This is a genomic window from Caballeronia glebae (assembly GCF_001545035.1).
Taxonomy (GTDB): Bacteria; Pseudomonadota; Gammaproteobacteria; order Burkholderiales; family Burkholderiaceae; genus Caballeronia; species Caballeronia glebae.
The window spans coordinates 1-13,128 of the sequence record NZ_FCOJ02000048.1 but is presented as its reverse complement, the minus strand read 5'-3'; the positions used below and the strand labels follow the sequence as shown (position 1 = coordinate 13,128).

11 protein-coding genes are annotated in these 13,128 nt (G+C 63.6%); 5 read left to right on the top strand and 6 right to left on the bottom strand.

Annotated elements, in window-relative coordinates:
- Positions 1–326: 326 nt before the first annotated feature.
- On the bottom strand, positions 327–983 hold the full coding sequence (locus tag AWB82_RS26670; protein ID WP_086972354.1) for an OmpA family protein: 657 nt from the start codon (positions 981–983) through the stop codon (positions 327–329).
- Between the two features lie 263 nt (positions 984–1,246).
- Between AWB82_RS26670 and apbC the strand changes: the two genes are divergently transcribed.
- The 4 genes from apbC to AWB82_RS26650 all read left to right on the top strand — a co-directional run bounded on the left by apbC (position 1,247) and on the right by AWB82_RS26650 (position 6,107).
- Positions 1,247–2,335 (top strand): iron-sulfur cluster carrier protein ApbC, encoded by a 1,089-nt coding sequence (gene apbC, locus AWB82_RS26665; RefSeq protein ID WP_086972393.1) that lies wholly within the window; start codon positions 1,247–1,249, stop codon positions 2,333–2,335.
- Between the two features lie 119 nt (positions 2,336–2,454).
- Positions 2,455–2,988: a superoxide dismutase family protein gene (locus AWB82_RS26660; protein WP_086972353.1), complete on the top strand. Its 534-nt coding sequence runs from the start codon at positions 2,455–2,457 to the stop codon at positions 2,986–2,988.
- 157 nt (positions 2,989–3,145) lie between these two features.
- Complete coding sequence (gene dcd, locus AWB82_RS26655; RefSeq protein WP_086972352.1) at positions 3,146–3,715, top strand: dCTP deaminase; 570 nt, start codon at positions 3,146–3,148, stop codon at positions 3,713–3,715.
- Positions 3,716–3,821: 106 nt separating this feature from the next.
- Entirely contained in the window at positions 3,822–6,107 is a 2,286-nt protein-coding gene (locus AWB82_RS26650; RefSeq protein ID WP_086972351.1) for an arginine/lysine/ornithine decarboxylase, read from the top strand.
- Positions 6,108–6,299: 192 nt separating this feature from the next.
- Here AWB82_RS26650 and gstA read toward each other — a convergent pair whose 3' ends face one another.
- The 4 genes from gstA to AWB82_RS26630 all read right to left on the bottom strand — a co-directional run bounded on the left by gstA (position 6,300) and on the right by AWB82_RS26630 (position 10,392).
- Entirely contained in the window at positions 6,300–6,905 is a 606-nt protein-coding gene (gstA, locus tag AWB82_RS26645; RefSeq protein WP_086972350.1) for a glutathione transferase GstA, read from the bottom strand.
- Positions 6,906–7,048: 143 nt separating this feature from the next.
- Positions 7,049–7,978 (bottom strand): bestrophin family protein, encoded by a 930-nt coding sequence (locus tag AWB82_RS26640; protein WP_086972349.1) that lies wholly within the window; start codon positions 7,976–7,978, stop codon positions 7,049–7,051.
- 137 nt (positions 7,979–8,115) lie between these two features.
- Positions 8,116–9,519 carry an argininosuccinate lyase gene (gene argH / locus AWB82_RS26635; RefSeq protein ID WP_086972348.1) on the bottom strand — a complete coding sequence of 468 codons (1,404 nt, stop codon included), beginning with the start codon at positions 9,517–9,519 and terminating at the stop codon, positions 8,116–8,118.
- Positions 9,520–9,585: 66 nt separating this feature from the next.
- Positions 9,586–10,392 (bottom strand): helix-turn-helix transcriptional regulator, encoded by an 807-nt coding sequence (locus AWB82_RS26630; protein ID WP_086972347.1) that lies wholly within the window; start codon positions 10,390–10,392, stop codon positions 9,586–9,588.
- 105 nt (positions 10,393–10,497) lie between these two features.
- On the opposite strand from AWB82_RS26630, the gene AWB82_RS26625 reads away from it, so the two are divergent.
- Complete coding sequence (locus AWB82_RS26625; RefSeq protein ID WP_086972346.1) at positions 10,498–11,262, top strand: class I SAM-dependent methyltransferase; 765 nt, start codon at positions 10,498–10,500, stop codon at positions 11,260–11,262.
- Between the two features lie 45 nt (positions 11,263–11,307).
- On the opposite strand, the gene ppc is transcribed toward AWB82_RS26625, so the two are convergent.
- Positions 11,308–13,128 (bottom strand): phosphoenolpyruvate carboxylase (gene ppc, locus AWB82_RS26620; RefSeq protein ID WP_086972345.1); only part of this gene is annotated, 1,821 nt, incomplete at its 5' end.

The window sequence follows — 13,128 nt, the reverse complement described above, 5'->3', positions numbered from 1 at the left end:
AGTGCCGATGGCGTCGAAGCCAGAGAAAGCGTAATCGGTCGTGACGTTGCCTGCTCGCCAACGAAATGATCCGTGAGGGCAGGTGGCGTGGGGCGAAGCGCGGAAATTGCATTCCGAGCGGCCAAAAAAAACCGGGGTCCAATCGGGCCCCGGAGCAACAACGACAAGAGGAGAATGGCAGGTGATGGCGTCGCCATCCACCTACCGTAAGGACAGACAGCGGTATTGCGTCCAAGGTTCAAATTTTTTTGAGGCGACTGGACGCCGCTCGTTCCATGTTCGGCCACCGCCTGTGCGGCGGCACGATCCTCTTTTAAATCAGGCGCTTACTGAGATTGACCCGGCTGCGCCGTGGCGCGCAGATAGATTTCCACGCGACGGTTTTCGGCGCGGCCGGCTTCCGTCGAGTTGTCCGCGATCGGCTGATTCTGGCCCATGCCCGACGCCGCAAGGCGCTGTCCGGCGACGCCATGCGTCGCGATGTACGACGCGACGCTCTGCGCGCGGTTCTGCGAGAGCGTCTGGTTGTACGCCGGCTGACCCGTGTTATCCGTATAGCCGATCACGCTCGCGATCAGTTCCGGATGCTGCTGCATGGTCTGCGTGACGGAGTTCAGCACCGGATCGAACGACGGCTTGATCGCGTAGCTGTTCGTGTCGAAGGAAATCGAGTTCGGAATGTTCACCTTGAGCGAGCCGTCTTGCTGCTCGGTCACTTTCGTGCCGGTGCCCTTCGAGTCGCCCGAGATCTTGTTCTTGATCGACTGCCAGTTGTAGCCGACGATGCCGCCCGTCGCCGCGCCAGCTGCCGCGCCGATCGCCGCGCCCTTGCCGCCGCCGAAGATCGCGCCGATCGCCGCGCCGGTTGCCGCGCCCGCGCCGGTGCCGACTGCGGTGTCTGTGCCTTGGGTCGTTTGACAGCCGGCGAGAAGGGCACCCACCAGGGCAACGACGGAAAGGCGGGTCATCAACTTAGAATTCATGTTCGAGCTCCTTTAATTCAACAAGCGTTCGGCCAATGGGGCCGACAGTGCGAAAGGGTCTTCGGACGAGCCTCCGGGCGAGCCTCTACAATATTGAGAGAAGCGTCCGGCCGCCCGGCGCGATGCGTCCCCGGAAAGATTTGCAGCGGCATAGTGCAATGCGCGCGCGTCACAACGCAATCGCGCTAACAATTATTTTCAATTTCCTCAGTTTGTTGTCGCGCGCCGGTGCGCGTAAGCAACAACCGTACCATGGAGTTTCGATGAGCATTGACCGCGCGAAGATCGACGCCGCCCTCGCCACACTGACCGATCCGAATACCAACCGCAAGTTCGTTGATCTGAAAAGCATTCGCAATGTCGCCGTCGACGGGGCCAACGTCGCGGTGAGCGTCGTGCTCGGCTATCCGGCGAAAACGCAGTTCGGCGCGATCCGCGAACAAGTGGAAGGTGCGCTGCGGCAAGTTGCCGGCGTCGCGAACGTGAACGTGGACGTTTCGTCGCAGGTCGTCGCGCATGCGGTGCAGCGCGGCGTGAAACTGCTGCCGAACGTCAAGAACATCATCGCGGTGGCGTCGGGCAAGGGTGGCGTCGGCAAGAGCACGACGGCCGCGAATCTCGCGCTCGCGCTCGCGGCCGAGGGCGCATCGGTCGGCATGCTGGACGCGGACATCTACGGTCCCTCGCTACCGATGATGCTCGGCATCACCGGCCGTCCCGAATCGCCCGACAACCAGACGATGAATCCGCTCGAAGGCCACGGCATCCAGGCGAATTCGATCGGCTTTCTGATCGAGCAGGACAATCCGATGGTCTGGCGCGGCCCGATGGTCACTTCCGCGCTCGAACAATTACTGCGTCAAACCAACTGGAAGGATCTCGATTACCTCGTCGTCGACATGCCGCCGGGCACCGGCGACATTCAGCTCACGCTCTCGCAGAAGGTGCCGGTCACGGGCGCGGTGATCGTCACGACGCCGCAGGACATCGCGCTGCTGGACGCGAAGAAGGGCTTGAAGATGTTCGAGAAGGTCGGCATTCCGATTCTCGGCATCGTCGAGAACATGAGCACGCACATCTGCTCGAACTGCGGCCACGAAGAGCACATCTTCGGCGCGGGCGGCGGCGAGCGCATGGCGAAGGAGTACGGCGTCGAGATTCTTGGGTCCTTGCCGCTCGATATCGCCATTCGCGAGCGCACCGACGCGGGCGAGCCGACCGTGGTGTCGCAGCCCGAGAGCCGCATCGCGGAGATGTATCGCGCGATTGCACGGCGCGTCGCGATCTCGATTGCCGAGCGTCAGCGCGACATGACCTCGAAGTTTCCGAGCATCGTCGTGCAGAACACCTGATTTCGAGCATTCGATCAAATCTGCGCGAGCCTTGTGCGATGCGGCTCGCGGTATCATGTCGCCTTCGATGCACGGCAACGCGGACGCACTGGGCGTGCGCGGGCCGTCGAGAGGATCGCATGAGACACAGATTCGACGGAAGGGCGCTTTACGCCTCGATCGCGATGGCCGCTTGCAGCGTCATGCTGAGCGGTTGCGGGCTCTTCTTCCAGAATCACGAAAAGCGCGCGGACGCGGTGCTCCAGCCTACGCCCGGAAACGCGACGCGCGGCACCGTCACGCTGATCGAGCGCGCGGACGGCGTGCAGGTTTCCTACAACCTCACCGACATGCCGCCGAACAGCGATCACGCGCTGACCGTGCACGAGCGCGGCGACTGCATCGCGGTCAGCGAGCAGGACGCGAGCCCGGTGTTCGCGCTGCCTTCGGATCGCAGAAGGACGGTTTCGCGGCTCGAAGGCGAGCTCGGCAATATCCACGCGGACGCGACCGGCGCGGCGACGGGCTTCATCGTGGCGACCGATGTCTCGCTCGACGGCGTGCGCTCGATCATTTCCCGCGCGATCATGTTGCATCGCGAAGCAATGGACCCGTACGCGAACGCGCCGCATAACGTGGGCCCCGCGCTCGCTTGCGGCGTGATCCGGCGCTAGCCGCCCCGTTCGCGTCGCGCGCGGCGCGGCGGCCCGATCGCGTAAAATACCCGCTTTCGTCTGGTCCGCGCGGTGCAAACCGCCGCCGGCCATGCCCCGTTTCACCATAGGCGGCGGTCGCGAGACCCGAGCCGTTCACCGTTGAGTAGCGTCCCCTATGAGCATCAAGTCCGACAAGTGGATTCGCCGCATGGCCGAAGAGCACAAAATGATCGAGCCGTTCGTGCGCGATCAGGTGCGCGTGACCGAGGACGGCCGCAAGATCGTGAGCTACGGCACGTCGAGCTACGGCTACGACATCCGCGTCGCCGACGAATTCAAGATTTTCACCAACATCAATTCGACCATCGTCGATCCGAAGAATTTCGACGAGAAATCGTTCGTCGACTTCAAGGGCGATGTCTGCATCATTCCGCCGAATTCTTTCGCGCTCGCGCGCACGGTCGAGTATTTCCGCATTCCGCGCTCGTGCTTGACGGTGTGTCTCGGCAAGTCGACCTACGCGCGCTGCGGGATCATCGTGAACGTGACGCCGTTCGAGCCGGAATGGGAAGGTTATGTCACGCTCGAATTCTCGAATACGACACCTTTGCCTGCCAAAATCTACGCGAACGAAGGCGTCGCTCAAGTCCTGTTCTTCGAAAGCGACGAAATCTGTGAGACGTCGTACGCGGATCGCGGCGGGAAGTACCAGGGACAGCACGGCGTGACGCTGCCCAAAACCTGATCGTCGCCGCGCTTTTAGCAACGCACACGGCAAACGCTTGTCGAAAGACCGCTGGCTCCGGGATTGCTTCCCGGGCAGCGGTCGTTTCCATTTGGAGATTCGCCCCATGAAGTTCCGCTTCCCCGTCGTCATCATCGACGAAGACTTTCGCTCCGAGAACATCTCGGGTTCCGGCATCCGGGCACTTGCCGAGGCGATCGAGAAAGAAGGCGCCGAAGTCCTCGGCCTGACGAGCTACGGCGATCTCGCCGCGTTCGCGCAGCAGTCGAGCCGCGCGTCGTGTTTCATCCTGTCGATCGATGACGACGAACTGTTGCCTTACGCCGATAACGTCGTCGTGGAAGGCGATACACCGGAACTCGCCTCGGCGATCGTGGCGCTGCGTGCGTTCATCAACGCCGTGCGCCGCCGCAACGCGGATATCCCCATCTTCCTGTACGGCGAGACGCGCACCTCGCGCCACTTGCCGAACGACATCCTGCGCGAGTTGCACGGCTTCATCCACATGTTCGAGGACACGCCGGAATTCGTCGCGCGTCACGTGATCCGCGAAGCGAAGGTTTATCTCGATGCGCTCGCGCCGCCGTTCTTCAAGGAACTCGTGCAGTACGCGGACGAAGGTTCGTATTCGTGGCACTGCCCGGGGCACTCGGGCGGCGTCGCGTTCCTGAAGAATCCGCTCGGGCAGATGTTCCACCAGTTCTTCGGCGAAAACATGCTGCGCGCGGACGTCTGCAACGCGGTCGAGGAACTGGGGCAACTGCTGGATCACACCGGCCCGGTCGCGGCGTCCGAGCGTAACGCCGCGCGCATTTTCGGCGCGGATCATCTCTTTTTCGTGACCAACGGTACGTCCACGTCGAACAAGATCGTGTGGCATGCGACCGTCGCGCCGGGCGACATCGTGCTGGTCGATCGCAACTGCCACAAGTCGATCCTCCACGCGATCACGATGACCGGCGCGATTCCCGTCTTCCTCACGCCGACGCGCAATCACTTCGGCATCATCGGGCCGATTCCGCGCGACGAGTTCAAGCCGGAGAATATCCGCAGGAAGATCGAGGCGAATCCGTTCGCGCGCGAAGCGCTGGCGAAGAACCCGAAGGTCAAGCCGCGCATTCTGACGATCACGCAGAGCACCTACGACGGCGTCGTCTACAACGTCGAAATGATCAAGGATCTGCTCGGCGACATGCTCGACACGCTGCACTTCGACGAAGCCTGGTTGCCGCACGCCGAGTTCCACTCGTTCTATCAGGACATGCACGCGATCGGCGCGGGCCGTCCGCGCACCGGCGCGCTCGTGTTCGCGACGCATTCCACGCACAAGCTGCTCGCGGGCATCTCGCAGGCGTCGCAGATTCTCGTGCAGGACAGCGAGAACAGCACCTTCGACCGTCATCGCTTCAACGAGGCGTATCTGATGCACACGTCGACGTCGCCGCAATACGCGATCATCGCGTCGTGCGACGTCGCGGCCGCGATGATGGAAGCGCCGGGCGGCGAGGCGCTCGTGGAAGAGTCGATTGCGGAGGCGCTCGATTTCCGCCGCGCGATGCGCAAGGTCGATGACGAATACGGCGACGACTGGTTCTTCAAGGTCTGGGGACCGGACGCGCTCGCGGAAGAGGGCATCGGCGACCGCGAGGACTGGGTTCTGAAGCCCAACGACCGCTGGCACGGTTTCGGCCCGCTCGCCGAAGGCTTCAACATGCTCGACCCGATCAAGGCGACGATCATCACGCCCGGGCTGAACGTGGACGGCGAGTTCGGCGAGTCGGGCATTCCGGCCGCGATCGTCACGAAGTATCTGGCGGAGCACGGCATCATCGTGGAGAAGACGGGGCTTTACTCGTTCTTCATCATGTTCACGATCGGCATCACCAAGGGCCGCTGGAACTCGATGGTCACGGAACTCCAGCAGTTCAAGGACGACTACGACAACAATCAGCCGTTGTGGCGCGTGCTGCCGGAGTTCGTCGCGCAGCATCCGTCGTATGAGCGCATCGGCTTGCGCGATCTGTGCGAGCAGATTCACAGCGTCTATCGCGCGAACAATATCGCGCGCCTGACGACCGAGATGTATCTGTCGAGCATGGAGCCGGCGATGAAACCGTCAGAGGCGTTCGCCAAGCTCGCGCACCGCGAGATCGATCGCGTGCCTATCGACGAACTGGAAGGGCGCGTGACGTCGATCCTTCTGACGCCGTATCCGCCGGGCATTCCGCTCCTGATTCCGGGCGAGCGTTTCAATCGCACGATCGTCGATTATCTGCGTTTCGCGCGCGAGTTCAACGAGCGTTTCCCGGGCTTCCATACGGACATCCACGGTCTGGTCGGCGAGATGATCAACGGGCGCATCGAGTATTTCGTCGATTGCGTGCGGCAGTGAGCCGCGGCGCTGGCGATCGGAACGCGATTCGAGAGAAAACCGCGCGGTTGAAAGACGGGCATCGCCGGACTTATTACGGATGCCCGACTATCCCGCTGTTGGAGCTTGCTTTGCTAAATGCAAGCATCCTGTGGATGGCAGGATGCTTCGACCGCACGTGCGCCGCGCGGCCTGGTCCGGGACCTCGTAGCCTCAGATCAGGCCTTCGGCCTTGAGCGCGGCCCGCACGCCCGGACGTGCACCGACACGCTCCTGATACGCGACAAGCGCCGGCCACTTGCCGAGATCGAGATCGATATGCGTGGCCCAGCCGAGCACGGTGAAGAGATACGCATCGCCGATGCTGAACTCGTTGCCGAGCAGGAACTGCTTGTCGTCGACCTGCTGCGCGACGTAAGCGAGACGGCGTTCGAGGTTGGCCATCGCCGCGGCTTTCCAGTCGCTGCTCGCGGCCGGGTTGAAGAACGGCGAGAAGTTCTTGTGCAATTCCGTGCCGATGAACGTGAGCCAGCCTTGCAGGCGATAGCGCGCCATCGCGTCGTTGAGCGGTGCGAGATGCTTCGCCGGAACCTGATCGGCGATGTATTGCATGATCGCGGGGCCTTCGGTCAGCAGTTCGCCGCCGTCGAGCAGAAGCGCGGGCACGTAGCCCTTCGCGTTGATCTTGGTGAAATCCGCGCCGCTCGCGGTGAGCTTGGTCTTGAGATCGACGGCTTCGATTTCGTAAGGGAGTCCGGATTCTTCGAGAGCGATGTGCGAAGCGAGGGAACAGGCGCCTGCCTTGTAGAACAGTTTCAAAACAATTTCTCCTTGATGACTGCGCACGATTATGAACGATGTCGTATGCGCGCAGCACCCGCTGTCCCGAAACTGACTGTGTCGTTTTACGAAAGAACGATTCGACGGAATTGCCTTTGCTGAAGGCAAATAATCGATAGAAATCAGTCGAGGATGAATTCGCGTGAAGACGTGACGGGCCGCGGCGGCATCGGAAATTCGGGATCGGCCGCCATGTCGTGCAGCGCGGCTTCGATCGTGTCGCACATCGCGTTCAGCGCGAGATCGTTCTCTTCGAGACCGAATGGATCTTCGATCTGCGCGGCGATCGCCTCCAGCGCCATGAATGCATATGCGACGAGCAGCGCGAAAAGCGGCGTGAGCAGACCGGCGCCATCGACGAGTCCGAACGGCAGCATCACGCAGAAGAGGTAGATCGTGCGGTGAATCATCACCGAGTATGAGAAGGGCAGCGGCGTCGACGCGATGCGCTCGCATCCGCCGATCACGTCCGAAAGCGCGTTCAGATTGTGCTGAATCGCGAGCACCGCATAGCCGTCGAGCACACCTTCGCGTTTGCGCTCGGCAACCCATTCGCCGAGCCAGACCAGAATCAGCGCGGGTCGAAACTGCGCGGCGGCCACGCGCGCGTGCAGCTCGGGTGGCAGGCGGGGCGCGAGATCGGCGAGCGCATCGGTGCCGCGCAATTGATGCCTCAACGCGTGAGACAGTCCGCCCAGCGCGGCGAGAAGGCGTCGCGACTGCGCGCGGTCGGGCTTCTCCGGCAACGACAGCACCTGCTGCGCCAGCGCGCGCGAAGTATTGAGCAGCGCGCCCCACAGCCTGCGGCCTTCCCACCAGCGCTCGTAACTCGCGCCATTGCGAAAGCCGAGAAACACCGCCAGCGCGATGCCGACGAGCGCAAACGGCGGCGTGCCGAGCCCAATCGGATAGTGGCGCATGTGGTCGTGCATGAAAATCGCCGCGACCGACAGCAGGAAGATCAGCCCGAGGCGCGGCAGCAGTTGCGGCAGCACGGAGCCGCGCCACACGAACAGCAGCCGGAACCAGTTGAGCTTGGGGCGAATGATCATTTGCGAGCTTGTCGATGAATGCGCGATTAATGCGCGAGCAATTTGCGATTATCTCGAAAATGCCGCGCATCGCGTCCAGAAACGAAAAAGGCCGCTCTTACGAACGGCCTTCGGGGATCAGCAGCCAGGCATTGCGATCAAAGCGCCGCGCGGGCCGCCTGCGCCGCCGCGCGCACCTGATCCGGCGCGGTGCCGCCCGGATGATTGCGGCTCGCGACCGAGCCTTCGAGCGTCAGATACTCGAACACGTCCTCGCCGATCAGATGCGCGACGTTCGGCAGTTCGATGCGCATCGCGTCGAGCGACAGGTCCGCGATATCGCAGCCGCGATCGTCGCAGATGCGCACCGCGTGCGCGACCGCTTCGTGCGCGTCGCGAAAGGGCAGGCCGCGCTTCACGAGATAGTCCGCGAGATCGGTTGCGGTCGCAAAACCTTGCAGCGCCGCGGCGCGCATCGCGTCCGGTTTCACGGTGATGCCCGCCGCCATTTCCGCGAAAATGCGCAGCGTGTCCGCGACGGTATCGACGGTATCGAACAGCGGCTCCTTGTCTTCCTGATTGTCCTTGTTGTACGCGAGCGGCTGGCCTTTCATCAGCGTGAGAAGCGCCATCAGGTGGCCGTTCACGCGCCCGGTCTTGCCGCGCGCGAGTTCGGGCACGTCGGGGTTCTTCTTCTGCGGCATGATCGACGAACCCGTGCAGAAACGGTCCGCCAGATCGATGAAGCCGACGCGCGGGCTCATCCACAGCACGAGTTCCTCGGAGAAGCGCGACACGTGCGTCATGACGAGCGCGGCCGCCGCCGTGAATTCGATCGCGAAGTCGCGGTCCGACACCGCGTCGAGCGAATTCGCGCAGATGCCGTCGAAGCCGAGCGTTTTCGCGACCGCGTGACGGTCGATCGGGTAGCTCGTGCCGGCGAGCGCCGCCGCGCCCAGCGGCAGGCGGTTCACGCGCCGACGCAGATCGCGCATGCGTTCGGCGTCGCGCGAGAACATTTCGACATAGGCCAGAAGGTGATGGCCGAACGTGACCGGCTGCGCCACCTGCAAGTGCGTGAAGCCCGGCATGATGGTGCCGGCGTGCTTCTCCGCCATGTCGATGAGCGCGACGCGCAAATCCTTCAGCAGATCGCCGATCCGGTCGATTTCGCCGCGCAGCCACAGGCGAATGTCGGTCGCGACCTGATCGTTGCGCGAGCGGCCGGTGTGCAGGCGCTTGCCGGCATCGCCGATCAACGCGGTCAGGCGCGCCTCGATGTTCAGATGCACGTCTTCCAGATCCAGCTTCCACTCGAACTCGCCGCGCTCGATTTCGCCCTTGATCTGCGCCATGCCGCGCTCGATGGCGGCGAGATCGTCGGCGCCGATGATCTTCTGCGCCGCGAGCATCGATGCGTGCGCGAGCGAGCCTTGAATGTCGACGAGCGCGAGCCGGTTGTCGAAGAACACCGACGACGTGTAGCGCTTGACGAGTTCCGACATCGGCTCGGAGAAGCGAGCCGACCAGGCTTCGCCTTTTTTGTGGAGTTGGGACGTCATGGTGATGTGCAGTGGCGGTTGAGGCGGCTTTTCTCAAGCCGGAAGTCTACGATTTTAACAGTTGTGTCATTCGTTCCCGACGAGGATGACGAGCTTCAAATCCTCCCGATGCGCGGGCTTGAACGTGATCTGATTGAACACGACGCGCCCGCGCGCCGGATGATTGAACGCGCGCTCGCCGCCTTCGCGCTCGAACACGTCCTGCGACGCCCAGTAGCGCGCGAAGGCATCGCTCGCGGCGCTCAGATCGTCGATGAGCGCGCGGGTCGGCGCGTCGTTCAGATGACGGATCGAATCGGCGCGGAATTCGGCCGCGAGACGCCGCGCGCGCGTTTCCCAGTCGACGATCAACTCGCGCGCGGCCGGCGACGTGAACGTGTAAGTGAGCAGATTGCGGTCATGCGCGCCATCGAGCCAGCCGACGAACAACGCCGACGCGTGCTCGTTCCAGCGCAGCGCGTTCCACTGGCGATCGAGCACGTAGGCGGGCGCGCCGATGAGCCCGACGGTCTGGAGCAACGCGGCGGGCGCGTCTTGCGATGCGGGGTCCGGTTCGGAGGGATCGCGCTGGGCGGCGAGTTCGAAGAGATAGGCGCGCTCGGCGCGCGACAATTGCAGCGCGACGGCGATGCGCGCGAGGGCATCCGCGGAAGCGGATACGGGGCGGCCTTGCTCGATCCACGTGTACCAGGTCGGACTCACGCCGCACAGTTGCGCGACTTCCTCGCGGCGCAGCCCGGGCGTGCGCCGCCGCGGACCGGGCGCGAGGCCGACGGCCTGCGGCGAAAGCCGTTCGCGGTGCGCGCGGATGAACTCGCCGAGCGCGTGCGCGGGCGTTTCGGCGAGGGATTCGTTCTTGTCGGCGGGGTTCATGCGTGGCAGGTGGTGTGCATACCAGAATAACTACATAACTTGTACTGGTACAAGGCGGGCTTTATTGTACTGAACAGACTTCCCCACACCCAAGCGGAGACCGTAATGAAACACCACGACCAGGTCGCAGACGCGTTCGGCAGCACCGCTGCCGCCTATCTCACGAGCGCCGTCCACGCGAGCGGCGCGGATCTGCAGAATCTCAGCGCGACTTTCGCGGCCACGTGCGGCAACGCGACCGTGCTGGACATGGGTTGCGGCGCGGGTCACGCGAGTTTTGCGATCGCGCCGCACGTGCGCGAGGTGGTGGCGTACGACATCGCGCCGCAGATGCTCGCGACAGTCGAGGCGGCCGCGAAGGAGCGCGGCCTGACGACGATCCGCACGCAGCAGGGCGCGGCCGAAGCGCTGCCGTTCGCCGACGCCAGCTTCGACTGGGCGATGAGCCGCATGAGCGCGCATCACTGGCGCGACGTGCCGGCGGCGCTTTCCGAAGTGCGTCGCGTGCTGAAACCGGGCGGCCGGCTGAAATTCATCGATATCGCGGGTATCGACGATCCGCTCTACGACACGCACATTCAGGCCATTGAAATCCTGCGCGATGCGTCGCACATCCGCGACTATCGCGCCGACGAATGGATCGCGATGCTCGACGCCGCCGGCTTCGACGCGCACATCGCGCAACGCTGGCGCATTCCGCTGGAATTCGAATCGTGGGTAACGCGCATGCGCACGCCGCCCGAGCGCGTCACGGCGATCAGATCAATGTGGAAGAGCGCGCCCGATGAAGTGCGCCAGTACTTCGGCGTGAAGGAGGATGGCTCGTTCGAACTCGACGCGATGATGATCGAGGCGAAACGAAGGGACTAAAAGGAAAACGGCGTCGCGCCGGAAAAAGCGCGACGCCGTCCGGCCTCAACCGGTATTGCGCAATCCCGCCGCAATCCCGTTGATCGTCAGGTGAATCCCGCGCCGCAAACGCACGTTCTGGTCGCCCGCGCGGTGACGCTTGAGCAGTTCCACCTGCAAGTGGTTGAGCGGATCGAGATACGGGAAGCGGTTCTTGATCGAGCGCGCGAGCAACGGGTTGTCCGCGAGACGATCGCCTTTTCCCGTGATCTCGGCGAGCACGTTCGAGGTGCGCTCGTGCTCCGCGACGATCTTGTCGAACACGGTCTTGCGCAGCTTCTTGTCGGTGACGAGTTGCGCATAACGGGACGCCACCGCGAGATCGGTCTTCGCGAGCACCATGTCCATGTTCGACAGCAGGTTCTTGAAGAACGGCCACGTCTTGTGCATCTTGCGCAGCGTCGCGAGCCGCTTCGCGCGTTCATCGTCGGAACCGGCGCGGTCGAGATACGCCGTCACCGCGCTGCCGAACCCGTACCAGCCCGTGAGCAGCAGACGGCACTGGCCCCACGAAAAGCCCCACGGAATCGCGCGCAGGTCTTCGATCTTGCGCTGCTTCGGGTCTTGCAGCTTGCGCGACGCCGGCCGGCTGCCGATGTTCAGTTCCGCGATCTCCGAAATCGGCGTCGACAGGAAAAAGTAGTCGGTGAAACCGGGCGTCTCGTACACGAGCGCGCGGTACGCGGCCATCGCGGAATCGGACAGCGTCTGCATCGTCGCTTCGAATTGCGGCAGTTGCGCGGGCGCGTTCTCGTGCGGCAAGAGCGATGCTTCGAGCGTCGCGGCGACGACCGTTTCCAGATTGCGCCGCCCGATCTCCGGATTGCCGAACTTGCTCGCGATCACTTCGCCTTGCTCGGTCAGGCGAATCTGCCCATCGACGGTGCCGGGCGGCTGCGACAGAATCGCCTGATAGGTCGGGCCGCCGCCGCGTCCGACCGTGCCGCCGCGACCGTGGAACAGACGCAGCGTTGTGCCGTGTTCCTTGAAGAGCCCGACCAGCGCCACTTCCGCGCGATACAGCTCCCAGTTCGACGTGAGGAAACCGCCGTCCTTGTTGCTGTCCGAATAGCCGAGCATGACTTCCTGCTCGTTGCCCTGATTCTCGATCAGCTTGTCGATGCCCGGCAGCGCGAAGAACTCGCCCATGATGACGGGCGCGTTGCGCAAGTCGGCGATGGTCTCGAAGAGCGGAATGACCATCAGGCCGTCGCGCGGGGAATCGTCCTTCGCGCCGAGGTAGCCTTGCAGCACGCCGGTTTCCTTCTGCAGCAACATGACTTCCAGCAAGTCGCTGACGGTTTCCGTGTGCGAGATGATGTAGTTGCGCACCGCGCGCGCGCCGAATTTCTGACGCGTCTCGCGCGCCGCTTCGAGCACGCCGAGTTCGCTCTTCGCGAGATCGGAATATTGCGCGTAAGGAAGACGCAGCGGACGCGGCTGCGCGAGTTCCTTCAGCAGCACTTCGCGCTTTTGCTCTTCGGAAAGCGAGGTGTAATCCGCCACCACGCCCGCGCGCGCAAGCAGTTCGCCGACGACGGCTTCGTGAATATCCGAGCTTTGCCGCAGATCGATACTCGCGAGATGAAAGCCGAACACTTCGGCGGCGCGCGCGAGCGGCGACAGACGCAGGATCGACATCGACGCGCCGTGATGTTCCGCGAGCGAATCGATCAGCACGTGCAGGTCGCGCACGAATTCGGAGGCGTCGGCGTAGGGCGTCGCGCGAATCTGCGGCTGGCCGGCGCCCGCGCTGCGCACCGCCACGACGCCTTCGCCGAGCCGCACGCGCGCGCTCGCCGCGAGCCGCGTGTACATGCCGATGAG

Bases quoted from the DNA above. Each gene is read 5' to 3' on its own strand.
- AWB82_RS26670 (WP_086972354.1), bottom strand. From the start codon at position 983: ATGAATTCTAAGTTGATGACCCGCCTTTCCGTCGTTGCCCTGGTGGGT.
- apbC (WP_086972393.1), top strand. From the start codon at position 1,247: ATGAGCATTGACCGCGCGAAGATCGACGCCGCCCTCGCCACACTGACC.
- AWB82_RS26660 (WP_086972353.1), top strand. From the start codon at position 2,455: ATGAGACACAGATTCGACGGAAGGGCGCTTTACGCCTCGATCGCGATG.
- AWB82_RS26630 (WP_086972347.1), bottom strand. From the start codon at position 10,392: ATGAACCCCGCCGACAAGAACGAATCCCTCGCCGAAACGCCCGCGCAC.
- AWB82_RS26650 (WP_086972351.1), top strand. From the start codon at position 3,822: ATGAAGTTCCGCTTCCCCGTCGTCATCATCGACGAAGACTTTCGCTCC.
- AWB82_RS26640 (WP_086972349.1), bottom strand. From the start codon at position 7,978: ATGATCATTCGCCCCAAGCTCAACTGGTTCCGGCTGCTGTTCGTGTGG.
- dcd (WP_086972352.1), top strand. From the start codon at position 3,146: ATGAGCATCAAGTCCGACAAGTGGATTCGCCGCATGGCCGAAGAGCAC.
- argH (WP_086972348.1), bottom strand. From the start codon at position 9,519: ATGACGTCCCAACTCCACAAAAAAGGCGAAGCCTGGTCGGCTCGCTTC.
- AWB82_RS26625 (WP_086972346.1), top strand. From the start codon at position 10,498: ATGAAACACCACGACCAGGTCGCAGACGCGTTCGGCAGCACCGCTGCC.